Source organism: Vibrio sp. KUL80 (assembly GCF_059725495.1).
The window spans coordinates 1,818,619-1,833,851 of sequence record NZ_AP045842.1 but is presented as its reverse complement, the minus strand read 5'-3'; the positions used below and the strand labels follow the sequence as shown (position 1 = coordinate 1,833,851).

Sequence of the window (15,233 nt, the reverse complement as noted above, 5' to 3'; positions counted from 1 at the left end):
TCGTCATTTTTTCTAGTGGGTCGACTTTTCTAACATACGTTTGCGATAAGCCGATGGAGAACAGCCGACCTGCTTGGTAAATCGATGGGTGAAGTTGAACGGGTCTCGATAGCCCAGTCGCTCTGCAATCATAGATACCGACCAATCATTATTCTCAAGTAGGTCGCAGGCTTTTTCCATTCTTAGGTTAATTAACCTCGTCCTCGGAGAGACACCGTAAAGCTGCTTACATATTCGAGCTAATTGCTCTTCGCTCAAAAACGCCTTATGCGCCATCGACTTAACGCTCCAAGGCAAGTGCAATTGACTTTCTATTTGCGCAAACAGTGCTTGTACCCTCACTGTTGAGTCTGTGGTTTGCGATTCATAGCCCGTTATCAATCGACATACTTCACTCACCAATAGTTTTCGATAACTCGAACGACCACCAATCTCCGCATACAACAAGGTCATTAACGCCCACATTCGCTCACAGCCGTTGAACGGCAGCACCTTTTGCCCTAAATCAGCAAACATCTGCCAACGTGGGCGATTCTTTGGTAGAAACCAAATCATGCGCCAATGACGATACTGAGGGTTTATTTCGAAACGAAACGCGCTGTTTGCTGGCAACACAACCACAGTGTAGGGCTCTATCGCCGTTACCTCAGTTTCTGTTATCAGAATACCGCCACCTTCTATGGTGAACAATATCGTGTGGACATCGACTCCCCCACGTTCAACATGATAGCTGTCAATGAGATTCGCCATACCTGACATAAAGATGTCTTCCGACGAAAACTCAGGCACATCGCTTGCCGATAGAAAGCGCTCTTCACACAGCTCAGATAAATGCACCTCATCCACCCATTCATTTTTGCTGCTAAATTGCTCAATGACGGATTTGCACAGGTTTTGTCTATTTTTGAACATGGTTTCGTAATACCGTTTTTCATATATTAGCGACGTTAATACCCCCACACTCTTCACGCGATTATTCAATCTCTAACTTACTGAATTAGGAGGCAGCTATGACAACTCAACACCATCTTAAGTCATCTAACGGTGTGGCTCAAAGTCAACTTTTATCCGCTGTCGTCAAGTTGGGGTTCCCAGTTGCTGTTCAAAGTGCATTAGTCGCAATTTTAGCGTTAGCGGATGTGCTTATGGTCAGTGACTTTGGTAAGGAAGCGACTGCTGCGGTGGGTATCGCCTCTAAATGGCACTTCGTAGCAATTATGATCATGGCTGGCATGGCATCAGCGAATGGCGTTTTGGTTGCTCAGTATTGGGGGCGCTCAGACAAGCGTAGTGCAAAAACCATCACCAAACTATCAATGATTTTTGGTGCGAAACTGCTTGTTCCTGTGACGTTTGTCATCACTGTTTTTTCCAGCTACATCATGATGCTGCAAACGACAGACACGAGTGTTATTGAGCTTGGTGCGACCTACCTGTGGTATGCGTTTCCAGTATTGATCTTGACTCACGTTGTCATCGTTGCAGAATCCGCAATGCGCTCTTCAGGTGACGCTGTCACTCCATTGGTGTTAGGTGCGGTGACGATTGTTATCAACATCGCACTGAACTTCTGGCTAATCAAAGGTGGCTGGGGTGTGCCAGCAATGGGGGTCGCAGGTGCAGCACTTGCTACCACCATTTCTCGCTTACTGCAGGTGTTGTTTATCTGGGGCTACTTAAAAGCACGTAATCACTGGTTGATGAGAGAGCAAGTACTGGATAACGCTACCCGTTTATGGGCGTCTTACAAATCACTTGCGATTCCAACAACATTGAATGCAGTATTATGGGCGATGGGTACCTTGATGTACCAAGTCATTTTTGGGCATATGGGGACGACAGAGCTTGCTGTCTTTAGCATGATGGGTCCATTTGAATCGCTCTGTTACTCTCTGTTCTTTGGGATCTCTGTTGCCTGTTCGATATTATTGGGTCAGTCACTGGGCAGAGACGAGTTTGAACAGGCGTTCAACATGTCAAAAACTTTTATCAAGGCGGTATTAGTGTTTGGTTTGTTGACAGGAGCGGGCCTACTCATGGGTCGAGAAACCATATTGTCGTGGTTGAATCTGACGACGCCAGAGCTTCACCCACTCGCCTCACCTGCAATGGTTATTTTGTGTTGTGCGATTTGGTTGCGCATGCTCAATCTAATCATCATTAATGGCATTCTAAGAGCGGGTGGTGACAACAAGTTCTGTCTAAGAATGGACTTTATCGCGATGTGGTGTGTCGGGCTACCACTTACTGCATCAGCTGCTTTCATTTTCGGATTGGAATTTAAACTGGTTTACACCTGTATGTTGGTAGAAGAAGTCGTGAAGTTTTCACTCTGTTTCCATCGCTACCTCAAGCGATACTGGATGAACAACCTCACACTAGCAACAGCTTAACGTTCTTCTCCCTAGTGATACGATAAAAAACGCCAAAACATAGCATGTGTTTTGGCGTTTCTTGTTACTACAATTCACTAAACATGATTGAGGTGTTCGATGATTCGTTTGTTCACCCTTTCATAGCATTCATACTGCAATGCGTGCCCTGCGTTTTCAAATACGCTATGAGAAGTATTGTCACCAAGTAATTGGACAACACGCTCTAGATCCGACAGGGGTATAACTTTATCGTCCGTTCCCCAAAGCACTAGTTTTGGAACCGAAAGCGCACCCACGTCTAGAAAATCTTCACTTGGATCTTTTGCAATTAGATGACGACCGGTGCTAATTACCGCACGGCTAAAGCCTTTGTATATCATCTGTTCACTAAACTTATCTGACCAAAACGGAAACTTGTCAGGTGCAACGAGATCGTTAGTCTGATTTGCCGGAAGTTTAGGTATGAACAAGGTATAGCCTAACCATTTTCCAATGATTGGCAGGGTTAGTGCTCCAATATCAATGGCTTGATTAAATGGTGCTAAGTAACCAACACTCAAAATTCTCTTTGGATACTGCTTAACAAATGCGGAGGTTATTGCCCCACCCATAGAGAGCCCTATGATATGAAATGGTTTGTTAGGTACAAGCAACTCTGTCAACTCTCGAACTTGTTCGACAAAAAGCGCTTTATCATAGTTAACCTTCGGACGACATGAATAACCGCGACCAAAAAGGTCAAACGTCAGAACACGATATCCCGCGTTCGCTATTACGGCGCGATTGTTATCCCACATATAAGACGGAGCTGAGAACCCGTGCACAAGCACGACTAAGGGCGCGTCAGGATCGCCCTCTAATTGGTAGTGAACCTTTCCTAACTTCAGTTCGACAAATCGACCCGGAGCTTCTGCACGATGAACATCGTCCAGTACGTATTTCTCCTTATTGATTAGGATTGGCAAAGCCAACAGGCAACATAGGGTTACTAGGAAAGCAACAGCAAGCATAGCGTATCTCAGTTGTTCAAAAGGAAGGTTACTTTATGAGGCTATATCTGATTTTCTAGCGTCCCCCCTAAGGTAACTATGCTGCGCCGACATACTAGACTAGAGTTCCCATAAAAAAAGCCGCCACGTAGTGTGACGGCTCTATATTAGATCTCTTAATCAAAGATAATTGCTCATTTCATGCAGCAACTTTTCTCGTCTAACAGGTTTAGGAACGTAAGCATCCATTCCCGCATCAAAGCACTTTTGAATGTCATCATCGACCACACTCGCCGTCAGAGCAATAATCGGCGTCGGAGTCATACCCTGCTGTTTTTCATACTCTCGAATATCTTGAGTCGCTTCAAAACCGTCTTTTACCGGCATCATACAGTCCATCAAAATCACGTCGTAGTTAACGTTGCTCTGGTATAGATCCAGCGCTTCTTGACCATTAGCTGCAATATCGTACTCAAAACCAGCCTTCGCTAAGTGCAGTGAGGCCACTTTTTGATTCACCAAGTTATCCTCAACTAACAGAATTCGCGACCCATTACTCACTGTAGCACTTGGTTTGCTCGAATTATCGCTCGCCTCTACAATGGTTTCTTTCGGAACGACAATTTCTTGAATATCTGGCGTTTGCTCTAGAACGCCATCTGACAGTTCTTGTTGCTTCATTTCAATTGCAGAAACGATTTTCTCTTTGAGGATTTCCGCCTTAAATGGCTTAGGTACATAATCGTCCATTCCACAGTCAAAGCATTTTTGTATATCGTCATCCACTACACTAGCGGTCAACGCAATAATTGGCGTACGAGCGATCCCCAGTTGGGTTTCAAGCTGTCTAATTTTTTCGGTCGCCTCGAATCCATCCATCACGGGCATCATGCAATCCATCAAGACAAACGTATAATTTTGGTTTTTCTCATACAGTTCAACCGCTTCCTGCCCATGGTTAGCAACATCGAATTCGCAGCCAATCTTCTTCAAATGAAGCGTGGCTACTTTTTGGTTTACGAGGTTATCTTCAACAAGTAGTACTCGAATACGATTATCGACCTCTTTGCTACCCACAGAAGCATAGACCGCACCTTGCGACAAAGACTTACAGCAAGCCTCCAGAGATTTCAGTAGTCGATTACCGAGCAGCGGATAGGTAATCAGCGCGCAGATGTTTCGACCAAAATCTTTATTAGCACTATCAAATTGCCTGATAAGGCAAATAGCGGTGCCTTGCCCATTAATTTCTGCAAAACGTTTACTGTCTTCTTCTGAGTCCACACCGCCGCCATCTACATAGATGAGCAATGTCTTAGTACTTGCATCAGTGAGGCTCAACTCATTTAAAGATTGAGAGACACGATCAACGCTCAATCCATAGAACTGCAGATCTCGTTTGATTCGCTCTTCGTAGACACTCGAGTTGCACACCATCACCAACTCGTCGTAAATGAGAGGATTTCTGTGTTGATAGTCATGCTCATCGATAGCCAAAGACAGTGTAAAGTAGAAGCGGCTACCTACACCTTTGACTGAATCAAGCTGGATCTTACCGCCCATCAATTCGATTAATTGCGTACTGATTGCCAGACCTAAGCCAGTGCCACCAAACTGCCTTGTAGTGGAGTCATCTTCTTGAGCAAATGCTTCAAAGATTTTTGACTGTCTCGCCTTGTCGATACCTATACCAGAATCCTTAACCTCAAACAGTAAGTTCGCCATATTCTCAGATTCGCCCTGGTACTGAACACCAATGGTTACGGTACCTTCTTCAGTGAACTTCACGGCATTGGACATGAAGTTCATCAAGACTTGGCGCATTCGGTGATCGTCTGCCAAGACCCTGAAAGGAACTTTAGAGTCTATATCAACGTTGAGTTCTATCCCCTTCTCTTTCACTTTAGGTGCTACGATAGACGCAATGTCATAAATGGTTTCACGAATAGACGTTGAATGCGGGTTGATCTGCAACATGCCAGATTCAATCTTAGAAAAGTCCAGAATGTCATTAATCAAGCTAAGCAGAAGATGTGAGGACGTTTCTATCGTGTCGACATAGTCTTTCTGAGTCGCGGTGAGATCGGTATCCGATAGCACTTCTGAAATGCCAATGACACCGTTGAGCGGTGTTCGAATCTCATGCGACATGTTAGCCAAGAAACTACTCTTCGCTTTACTTGCTTGAATCGCGTTTTCCTTAGCTTGCTCGGCATCTTCTTTCGCCTCAAGAAGTCGCTTCTCTCCCTCTATACGCTCATGCGTCAAGCGCTCTACCTCTTTAGCAAATCGGCTTAATTCATCTTTACCGCCAATTTTACTCGTTAGTGAGATAGCCTGATTGTCATCTTCTTGCTCTAAAAATTTGAGCACCAACCCTAGGTTTCTAGTGACACGAAGCGCTAGATTCACACCAATGACAATCAGCATTACGGTGAGTAGTGATACTACCGTCAAGAAACCCATGCGTTGCTGTTCAAAACCAGCGACTAGAGTGCGGATTTCCTGACGTAGTTGTTCTTCGATAGACAGTGAAACGCCTTGGATCAGATTAGAGCGCAGGTTTAATGCATCAATTCCCGCTTTAATCTCAGCACTACTTAAAGATGCGACACCCTCGCTACTAAGCAATACGTTTCTGAACATACTGCTCTCTTCGAAAGCAGGATTTGAAAATGAATCAAGCAGAAGGTTCACCTGCATAGGATCGGCGTTAATGGCGACGAAACGCTCAACGAATAACTGTTGGTTTTGTACCAGATTGGCGATCTCTTGCTTATTCAACTCGTCTGTCGCTTCTCCAGATTGATAACTTTGAATCAAAGCGCTCGTTTGCCAGATTTCTTCATCGGCCCAAAAAACCAACCACTCGAGCTGCGAAAGTGCCACCATATGACCATCCACGACCGGAAGAACGGCTTTCGCTGGCGACTTTTCAATAATCATTAATATCTGTTTATAGGTATCCACCTGCCATTCTACGAGTTCTTGCTTTTCGACATAGTCTGCCGCTTCAGCGACGGAAACCACACTCTCTTGATAGTCGTCCAACAACCCTGAAAGCCTAACCGCTTCATCTGATGGAAATATCTCAGCGCCCAATACTTTCAACGACTCTAGTGAGCTTGTGATATCGACTACATCTGATGTTGGTCTTGCGTCATTTGCCTTAGATTGGACATCAGAAAGCACTTCTGAGTATCTGACCAAACGCTCTACTTTCTCTAGATCAGCAAGTTGGTTATTGAGGGACGTGATTTGGCGAGATGCGAGGAAAACAATTAATGCTAGTGGCAATAAAACCAGCAACAACATTTTGTGTTTTACTGACAAGTTGTTCCATAACTCGAGTTTGTTCATTCCGTTGCCCGATATCCATTACGACAAAAGTTTAGATATAGTAAGTCTAGGAAAACTATTGTTTTAGTCGAACTTATTGAGTGAATAATTTATAAATGAGTAGAACAAATAGAGATAGGTCTCACTTCCACCACTTAACTGACTGATCTTGCTCAGGATCAACATAGCGATTGAAGAAGGTAAGCAGAGTATCCAACAATGGAAGGTGCTCGTATACACAAGTTGCTGACTGTATATTTGCGGAGTTACCAACGAGTGCTCTAATAATAGGCATCTGCCCAATCAATAATAGGCACTCTTTGTTATTGATATCTAATATACCATCTATTCCATCAAGTGCAGTTACTGCGATTTCATAGGGTTTAGAGATGAGTTCTTCGATCGGTTTCGTAAACACATTGTTCATTTGCCCTTCTAAGAAGACCCTATATATGGTCAATTGATCGATGAGGACAAATAGTTGCCCTGAGAGGCATTTATGGGGATATGGGACAAGAATGTGATCTTGAGTCTCATAAGACAAGTTAATTGTCAGCCCCGCTTCACCACAACAGTATTCAAGGTGTTTTAGAAGCCCTTGCTCATCAAGAAGTTTTTGAATGGTAAAGACTCGCTTCAAATGGTAATCACTCGAAAGCAAAGTGACATTTAACGGTTTATTAGTGCTAGCCAAGCCACTATCTATGAGCTTTTCCGCTAAGTTCCGAATGTTCTCTACCGTGTTTATCGACTCATCTTCAATGATTAGCGCACCAATTAATTCTTGTTTCACTAATGGAAGCAACTCGAGAAAGCGTCGATGCATTGCCTCCGCTTCAGACAGCGATTGCCCGTTGGTTACACCACCACAAAACGCGACTATGGTATTAGAAAGATCCTGTGTCATTGCCCTATCGACGAGAGCTTGAACGCGAGATTCACCCTCTGGCGTCAGAGCATCCTTGTTCAGGCGCTTACCTAATACCACGATGAGATGTTCGAAATCCCTTTCGTCCACATTCTTTCCTTATGCGATTTCCCAAGAGTGCGTCATCTTCACACCCTCACCCAGCATCAAGCAAACTGAGCAGTATTTTTCGAGCGAGTCCTTAGTAACCTTATCAACCAATGCCTCATCCAAGTTATTGCCTGAAACAACAAAATGGATGTTAACTTCAGTAAAGATTCGAGGTGCTGTTTCACGTCTTTCCGTTGTTAATTTGGCTGTGCAATCAGTGACATCTTGATTCGCAGATTTCAGACCATCAACAACATCGACAGAGCTACAACCACCAGCAGCCATTAGTACCATTTCCATAGGACTTGGCGCTGTCTCGCCCCCACTGCCATCCATAACAATAGAATGACCCGACTGAGATTGACCTAAAAACTTGAATCCTTCGATCCATTTCACTTCCGCTTGCATATAAACCTCCAAGTGGCAGATGAGAATATTGATAAGGATAGTAACCCGACAAGTAGCGAATTTGAAATTTTTAGCGCGTTTGTTGTGTCTTATTAGGAAATTAGACAATCAAGTCTCAGGAGTAACTATGACCAACCTAGCCAAACTCATATTGTCGTTACTGATCGCCGTTCCCGTCATTTTCGGGTTGACCAGCCAATCTGGAATGGCTGACGATAACAAAACGCAACCAGCACAACCACAAGTGGCAACGCTTGCAGGAGGGTGTTTCTGGTGCACTGAGTCTGACCTCGAGCAGTTGAAAGGCGTCGTAGACGTAGTATCAGGTTATGCAGGCGGTCAACTCGAAGAGCCAACCTACAGACAAGTGGCAAGTGGACAAACGGCTCACATTGAAGTGATCCAAGTAACTTTTGATGCGGCTGTTGTCAGTTACGAGGAAGTGCTTGACCACTTCTTCAGACACATCGACCCTACTGACGACAAAGGTTCATTCGTTGACAGGGGACCACAGTACAGACCGGCAGTCTTTTACCATAACGATGAGCAAAGACAGGTGGCCGAAACGTTTATGGCTGAAATAGACAAATTAGGCGTCTTCAAAAAGCCGCTGGCAACAGAGCTTATAAAGTACGACACCTTCTGGCCTGCAGAGGATTACCATCAAGATTATTACAAAAAGAGCAGCTTGAAGTACAAGTACTACAGATACAACTCAGGCCGAGACCAGTACTTGGATGATATATTCGGAGATGACCGCAAGGACAACCCTATCACACTCCGTCAGATGATTGACCGTCAAGCAAACACCAAAAGCTACACGCGACCAACGGACAAAGAAATAAAAGCGACGCTCACTGAGCTCCAGTTCTATGTGACACAAGAAGATGGTACCGAGAGACCGTTCGACAACAAATATTGGGATAACAAGCAAGATGGTATTTATGTCGATGTCGTCACTGGCGAGCCGCTGTTTTCGTCAACAGACAAATACAAATCGGGAACTGGTTGGCCGAGCTTCACCAAGCCAATCGATGAACGTTACATTGTCACCACAACGGACTATAAACTGATTTATCCACGCACCGAAGTACGAAGCCGATTTGGTGATTCACACCTCGGTCACGTGTTTAAAGATGGCCCTGAGCCAACGGGCCTACGCTACTGTATGAACTCTGCCGCGATGCGATTCGTCCCTAAAAATCTTCTCGCGCAGCAAGGCTACGAAGAGTTCCTACCTTTGTTCGACAAGTAAGTTCGGCAACACGTACCTATGCTGCAAGCGTGGCGCTGACAAAAAAACTTGAACGCACGCGACACCTAACGATCCTTCCGGGTGTCGCGTTTTCTTTTACAGCGCCAACTTATCTATTTTCCGCTATCCCGTTAGCACATTATCTTCTGGGTATTTTAATAAGGTGGGCTTTGGACGAGCCAACATATAAGCCAAAGTGAGTGGCCCTATTCGTCCAATAACCATGACAACGATCATGATCCACTTACCGTGGTCATTCAGTTCAGCGGTTAGCCCCGCGGTTAAGCCTACGGTGGCAAAAGCAGAAATGGTTTCAAACACCACCTTGTCGAATGCGGCGTTTTGCGTAACCATAAGAAGAAACATCGCAAGCGTCAGTATTGCACCACTCACAACAATGATGGCCAAAGATCGTGTCACCGTCTGCCAACTCACAGTGCGGTTGAACATCTCAACATATTGCTTTTGTCTTAAAAATGCCCATGTAGCATAAAACGCAACGGCAAAAGTCGACACCTTTATACCCCCGCCAGTCGATGTGGAACCGGCGCCAATTAACATCAAAATGATCATCACTAGCAGCGCTGGCTGCCCAAATTTTTCTAAGTCAACGCTGTTGAAGCCCGCAGTTCTGGCACTTGCCGATTGAAAGAATGCAGACAGCCATTGACCATCTAGTGTCAAAGCGCCTAACGTTTCTGCATTGCTTCGCTCAAGTAAAAAGAACATTAAGGTTCCGCCAAACAGCAATAACGGTGTCGCGGTTAACATGACCTTTGTGTGTAGTCCTAAGCGAGCGAACCCTTTATGTCCATTCTGTGCAACATCACTAACCACAGTAAAACCCAAACCACCGAAAATAAACAGGCTCGATAAAACAAGTAGTACAACCGGGTCCGAAGCGAAGCTCATCATGCTGTCTGAAAATAGCGAAAAGCCTGCGTTATTAAACGCAGAGATAGAATGGAAAACGGCGTAGAACAGCCCCTGATTCCAACCCATCTCAGGTACCCACCTAAACGCAAGAATCGCTACGCCGACTGCTTCTGCAACCAATGCAAGGATAATGATTTTCTTAACCAAGCCTTTTATGTTTACTTTTCTATCCTGACCCAACGCTTCTTGCGCTAAAGCCTGCTGTTTCAAGCTCAATCGAACGCCAAACATATACAATAAGACCGCTGATAGGGTCATTTGGCCCAGCCCGCCAATCTGCATCAAAAGCATGAGCAGGATTTTGCCGGATAAGGTAAAGTGCTGGCCTGTGTCCACGACTCCCAAACCAGTCACACTAATCGCAGAGGTCGCTGTGAAAAAAGCGTCAGTAAAACTGAGTCCAGTCACCGAAAAGACCGGAAAAGTTAACAACAAAGCAGACGGAATTAGCACCGCAAGAAAGCTAGCAACGATTAAATAAGGCTCTGATGGCATTGGGAGTCGGCTGTTTCGTTTCAGAGGATACAGCGCTCCTCGTTGAAAGCGTCGGCTCATGATTCTCTTATCTTCTGGTAAAGCTCTTTCTCGGGTCCGGCAACAATGATCATGTCGCCCATTTCTAATACTTGATCACATGAAGGACTTGGGTTGATATCTGGTCCTCGTTTAAACCCAAGAACTTTTATGGTATCCGAGCGACACAGATTCACCTCGCCCAAGGTCTGCCCCATTAACTTACTGCCGACGACAATCTCTGTAAGCGCCATACCACTGCCAAGTTCGTTGAACGCAAACACTCGATTGTCCAGCATTCTCTGAGCGACACGAACGCCCATGTCACGTTCAGGCATAATGATCTTATCAGCGCCTATTTTCTGAAGAATCTTAAACTGGAACTTATCGTTCGCCTTGACCCAGACTTTTTTAACCTTGGCTTCTTTCAAAACAAGCGTTGTGAGAATACTGGCATTGACGTCATTACCAATGGATACCATCACCATGTCATATTCATTTAATCGAAGCTCTGACACCGTATCTTCAATGGTGCAATTTGCGATAATGGCTTGAGCTACATAACCAGACACTTCTTTCACTCGATCTTCGTTGATGTCTATAGCGAGAACCTGAGCTCCTGCCTCAGAAAGCTCCCTGCAAATTGTCATCCCAAATCGACCTAAACCAATCACTGCGTATTGCTTTGTCACTGCTTTCATACCTGTACCTAATGCGTGTTTTGTTGTCGCGATGGAGGGCTTATCATCGCGCTCTTTACTATTAAATATGGTATGGAAATGTAATCTTGCCCAAAAATTCAGTAATATCTGATAATTACATAATCTCATTTGAGTTCTAAACTTGAACAGTAGAGATAAAACCGCTCAACAAAAGGTGCTCTTCAACTATGAATAGTTCGATGGATTTACTCCAAAACTATATTCAGTCTTTCGGTTATGACTGGCTAAGCAATGTGCTACTCATTACTACCGGTAGTTTTTTCCTGTGGGTGATCTGGAAAGTGATCTATGGGCGTCTTGAGGCACTAGCAGATCGTACTCAATTGGCTTGGGACGACCTGGTTATTAAAGCCGTAAAGGCACCAATCAGTATGCTCATCTGGGTTTGGCCCGCCACCGTTTCGATTGGGTTGGTACTCGCCACTCACTCAGATGACGATGTTGTGTGGTTAGGTAAGATAGATTTAATTTTAGTTATCTCTACATTTATCTGGATATCCCTTCGCCTGATCTCGAATGTTGAAGCTCATGTACTCGACCAAAAAAAGCGCGATGAGACAACCGTTCAGGCCATAGCGAAAGTTGCTCGCCTGTTTTTTGTCACCATCGGCATTCTTACCATCATGCAGGCGCTTGGATTAAGCCTCTCGGGTCTTCTGACTTTTGGTGGTGTCGGTGGTTTGATTGTTGGTTTGGCGGCGAAAGACCTGCTTTCCAACTTCTTTGGCGGAATGATGATCTACTTCGATAGACCCTTTAAGGTCGGTGATTGGATTCGCTCTCCTGATCGCTCTATTGAAGGTACCGTTGAGCGAATTGGCTGGCGCATGACAATTATTCGAACTTTTGATAAGCGCCCGCTATATGTGCCAAATTCCGTGTTTAGTAACATCGTGGTAGAAAACCCATCACGTATGTTAAACCGCAGAATTTACGAAACCATCGGACTACGCTACGACGACGGAGATAAAATAGAAGGGATTGTTGATGAAGTGAAAGCGATGTTGGAGCAACACAAGGATATCGACGCAACTCAAACACTGATGGTGAACTTCGATGCATTCGGTCCATCTTCCCTTAATTTCTTTGTTTATACCTTTACCAAAACCGTCAACTGGGCGCGTTATCATGAAGTGAAGCAAGATGTACTACTCAAGATAATGGCGATTATTAAAAAGCATGGTGCTGATATCGCATATCCAACGCAAACTCTGAAAGTGGACCCGATTGCGATGGCACGTGATGCTGAGCAGCCGGTTGGGATTGTGGAACGGTAATGTGGTGTGTTGAGATCGCTTGGGGTAGATCCCTGCCTGCGCAGGGATGACGTAACAGTTGGCAAGGATGACGCTATAATTGGCATGTATGCCGCGAGAATTGGACGGCAGGTGTAGGACGCTAATTAAAGTAGGAAAGGGCTCGCATGAGCCCTTTTTGATGTTTACTAGATTACGCCAAGCTCACGCAGACGCTCCATCAAGTAACTGTCCGCAGTGTACTTTTCTGATAGAACAACTTCTGGATTTGGGTGAAGAAACAAAGGTAGAGAAATGCGAGATGTCTCTTGCTTCGCTCCCGTTGGGTTGATGACTCGATGGGTGGTCGAAGGGAAATATCCGCCGCTGGCTTCTTGTAGCATGTCGCCAATGTTGATGATTAAGTTGCCAAAATCACAAGGTACATCTAGCCAGTCACCTTCTTTGCTCAAAACTTGCAATCCAGGCTCGTTCGCCGCCGGTAACACTGTTAGTAGGTTGATGTCTTCATGCGCTGCCGCACGAATAGCACCAGGTTCCTCTTCACCGGTCATTGGTGGGTAATGAAGTACACGGAGGAGCGTCTTTTCGCTACCATTGATCATTTCCGATAAAGCAATGGAAAACTTCTCTTGAACATCTGCTGGGGCATGAGCTTCCACCCAGCCTAGCAACTCCTGAGCAAAGCTATTCGCTTTATCGTAGTAATCCAGAATCTGTTCTTTCAACTCTGGAGGAATCTGTCCCCATGGGTAGACATGAAAGTACTCTTTAATGTCCTTCACGCTATGACCTTTCGCTACTTCCGATACGCTCGGTGGAAAGTAACCGTCTTGAGTCTCAACATTAAATTGATAGGCATCTTTATCTTGTGACATAAAGAACTGATACCAGTTCTCATAAATCGATTCGACGAGTTCTTGAGGGATTGGGTGATTTTTAAGAACACCAAAGCCTGTTTCGCGTAACGAAGTGACAAATTGCTCGGCTGCATCGGGTGCCTGATAATCAACAGTTTCTAATTTCATGACTTTACTTTCTTGTCGTTATGATTTGGTGCAGATGTTAGAAAAAAGTTGGCGGTTTTTCAAAGAAACTGATGTAGAGCTTTGTAATAAAGTCACTCTTTTGTGCACTTGATCGCTAATTAAACATATTTAGTAATTGAACGGTGTTTTATTATTCTTATACTATGCTTTATCACACATTCTTTGGCTGAATGCTAACTATGAACTACCCAACTTCGCGACGTTACTGCCCTATACTCACTTTCCTCACTGGCTTTTACTGTCTGGTGTTTGCCTTTTCTGCGATCGCCCCAAGCTCACGAGCAGTATGGGTGGCCGAGATTATTCCCGCCGTCGGTATACTTGTACTTATTTGGGCGGTCTCTTGTAAGTTTCAGTTCTCAAAGCCTGCATACATACTCATGTTCATTTGGCTCTGTTTGCACACTATTGGCGCAAAATACACCTTCGCCGAAGTGCCGTTCGATTGGTTCAATCAGATGATTGGTTCAGAGAGAAATAACTTTGATAGAGTCGCCCACTTCTCCATAGGTTTGTACGCCTTCCCAATTGCAGAGTACGTTTACCGCAAACAGGTGATGAACAAACTTCCGGCGATGATGTTTGCTCTGTTTGCAATTATGAGTTTAGCGGCGGCTTATGAGATCATTGAATGGTGGTACGCCGCGCTTGCGGGCGGCGATGAAGGGATTGCGTTTTTGGGGTCTCAAGGCGATATCTGGGATGCGCAAAAAGACATGCTATGCGACACTTTGGGTGCCGTAACCGCTTTGATTCTATTTGGGCTAAAGACCCCTAGTAAGGATTAACATGTTGTTTTAGCCAATTGAGATACGGTCGATAGCCCGCCTCAATTGGCAATGCCACTATTTGAGGCACCTCATAGTCGTGATTGGCAATAATGGTTCGCTCAAGTCTTGAGTAGGCTTCATTGGTCGATTTGATGATAAGCATGACCTCTTCGTCATGGCAGATTTTTCCATCCCAGACGTAATGACTTCCAATGTTTTGAGTTTGGATACATGCGGCGAGTCTTGATTCCAGCAGGACTTCTATCAATTTGTTGGCTTGCTCGTCTGTTGCTACGGTCGTCAATACTGTGATTGCGTTTGATTTCATCGAACCCTTTCCTTTTGATGCCCTATTTCATCCGAACCTTGCCACCTATCATCTTGATAGCTGGCGCTCCCCTTATCAGGGTGTCTCTACCAAATACACTCTCGCAATCAGGACACACACCCAGCGCACTGGTGTAGTCTTCCGTTATACGCTCTTTAAAACACTTAACAAGCGCCCCTTTTCCACCTTTGCGATAGCGATACAACTTACATCCACACTTAGCACAAAAGATATTAACGGCTTTAGAGGGTGCTTTTTTATTTGGTTTTGCCATG

13 protein-coding genes and 1 pseudogene are annotated in these 15,233 nt (G+C 44.8%); 4 read left to right on the top strand and 10 right to left on the bottom strand.

Annotated elements, in window-relative coordinates; genetic code table 11:
- Nucleotides 1-12 precede the first annotated feature (12 nt).
- On the bottom strand, nucleotides 13-912 hold the full coding sequence (locus AC6I8U_RS24750; RefSeq protein WP_394151009.1) for a helix-turn-helix transcriptional regulator: 900 nt from the start codon (nucleotides 910-912) through the stop codon (nucleotides 13-15).
- A gap of 98 nt (nucleotides 913-1,010) precedes the next feature.
- Between AC6I8U_RS24750 and AC6I8U_RS24745 the strand changes: the two genes are divergently transcribed.
- Entirely contained in the window at nucleotides 1,011-2,393 is a 1,383-nt protein-coding gene (locus AC6I8U_RS24745; RefSeq protein WP_498018910.1) for an MATE family efflux transporter, read from the top strand.
- Nucleotides 2,394-2,470: 77 nt separating this feature from the next.
- Here AC6I8U_RS24745 and AC6I8U_RS24740 read toward each other — a convergent pair whose 3' ends face one another.
- The 4 genes from AC6I8U_RS24740 to AC6I8U_RS24725 all read right to left on the bottom strand — a co-directional run bounded on the left by AC6I8U_RS24740 (nucleotide 2,471) and on the right by AC6I8U_RS24725 (nucleotide 8,129).
- A complete protein-coding gene (locus AC6I8U_RS24740) occupies nucleotides 2,471-3,385 on the bottom strand; it encodes an alpha/beta fold hydrolase (RefSeq protein WP_498018909.1) in 915 nt (304 codons plus the stop codon).
- Nucleotides 3,386-3,544: 159 nt separating this feature from the next.
- Nucleotides 3,545-6,724, bottom strand: coding sequence for a response regulator (locus AC6I8U_RS24735; protein ID WP_498018908.1), 3,180 nt, complete (start codon nucleotides 6,722-6,724; stop codon nucleotides 3,545-3,547).
- A 121-nt stretch (nucleotides 6,725-6,845) separates the two neighbouring features.
- On the bottom strand, nucleotides 6,846-7,721 hold the full coding sequence (locus AC6I8U_RS24730) for a YdcF family protein (protein WP_498018907.1): 876 nt from the start codon (nucleotides 7,719-7,721) through the stop codon (nucleotides 6,846-6,848).
- Between the two features lie 9 nt (nucleotides 7,722-7,730).
- Nucleotides 7,731-8,129: an OsmC family protein gene (locus tag AC6I8U_RS24725; protein ID WP_498018906.1), complete on the bottom strand. Its 399-nt coding sequence runs from the start codon at nucleotides 8,127-8,129 to the stop codon at nucleotides 7,731-7,733.
- Between the two features lie 127 nt (nucleotides 8,130-8,256).
- Between AC6I8U_RS24725 and msrB the strand changes: the two genes are divergently transcribed.
- Nucleotides 8,257-9,384, top strand: a complete 1,128-nt coding sequence (msrB, locus tag AC6I8U_RS24720) for a peptide-methionine (R)-S-oxide reductase MsrB (protein WP_498018905.1) — start codon at nucleotides 8,257-8,259, stop codon at nucleotides 9,382-9,384.
- 123 nt (nucleotides 9,385-9,507) lie between these two features.
- On the opposite strand, the pseudogene AC6I8U_RS24715 reads toward msrB, so the two are convergent.
- A pseudogene (locus tag AC6I8U_RS24715) lies at nucleotides 9,508-10,812 on the bottom strand (TrkH family potassium uptake protein); the annotation flags it as partial.
- A 59-nt stretch (nucleotides 10,813-10,871) separates the two neighbouring features.
- Nucleotides 10,872-11,534: a potassium channel family protein gene (locus AC6I8U_RS24710; protein ID WP_498018904.1), complete on the bottom strand. Its 663-nt coding sequence runs from the start codon at nucleotides 11,532-11,534 to the stop codon at nucleotides 10,872-10,874.
- 188 nt (nucleotides 11,535-11,722) lie between these two features.
- Here AC6I8U_RS24710 and AC6I8U_RS24705 point away from each other — a divergent pair, with 188 nt between their 5' ends.
- Nucleotides 11,723-12,832, top strand: a complete 1,110-nt coding sequence (locus AC6I8U_RS24705) for a mechanosensitive ion channel family protein (protein ID WP_498018903.1) — start codon at nucleotides 11,723-11,725, stop codon at nucleotides 12,830-12,832.
- Between the two features lie 167 nt (nucleotides 12,833-12,999).
- Here AC6I8U_RS24705 and AC6I8U_RS24700 read toward each other — a convergent pair whose 3' ends face one another.
- Entirely contained in the window at nucleotides 13,000-13,839 is an 840-nt protein-coding gene (locus tag AC6I8U_RS24700; RefSeq protein WP_498018902.1) for an isopenicillin N synthase family dioxygenase, read from the bottom strand.
- Nucleotides 13,840-14,039: 200 nt separating this feature from the next.
- Here AC6I8U_RS24700 and AC6I8U_RS24695 point away from each other — a divergent pair, with 200 nt between their 5' ends.
- On the top strand, nucleotides 14,040-14,648 hold the full coding sequence (locus AC6I8U_RS24695) for a DUF2238 domain-containing protein (RefSeq protein ID WP_498018901.1): 609 nt from the start codon (nucleotides 14,040-14,042) through the stop codon (nucleotides 14,646-14,648).
- Here AC6I8U_RS24695 and cutA read toward each other — a convergent pair.
- Together cutA and AC6I8U_RS24685 are read right to left on the bottom strand one after the other, a co-directional pair.
- Nucleotides 14,635-14,958 (bottom strand): divalent-cation tolerance protein CutA, encoded by a 324-nt coding sequence (gene cutA, locus AC6I8U_RS24690; RefSeq protein WP_042471445.1) that lies wholly within the window; start codon nucleotides 14,956-14,958, stop codon nucleotides 14,635-14,637. The genes AC6I8U_RS24695 and cutA overlap by 14 nt on opposite strands.
- A 22-nt stretch (nucleotides 14,959-14,980) precedes the next feature.
- Nucleotides 14,981-15,232 carry a hypothetical protein gene (locus AC6I8U_RS24685; RefSeq protein WP_042471442.1) on the bottom strand — a complete coding sequence of 84 codons (252 nt, stop codon included), beginning with the start codon at nucleotides 15,230-15,232 and terminating at the stop codon, nucleotides 14,981-14,983.
- Nucleotide 15,233 lies beyond the last annotated feature (1 nt).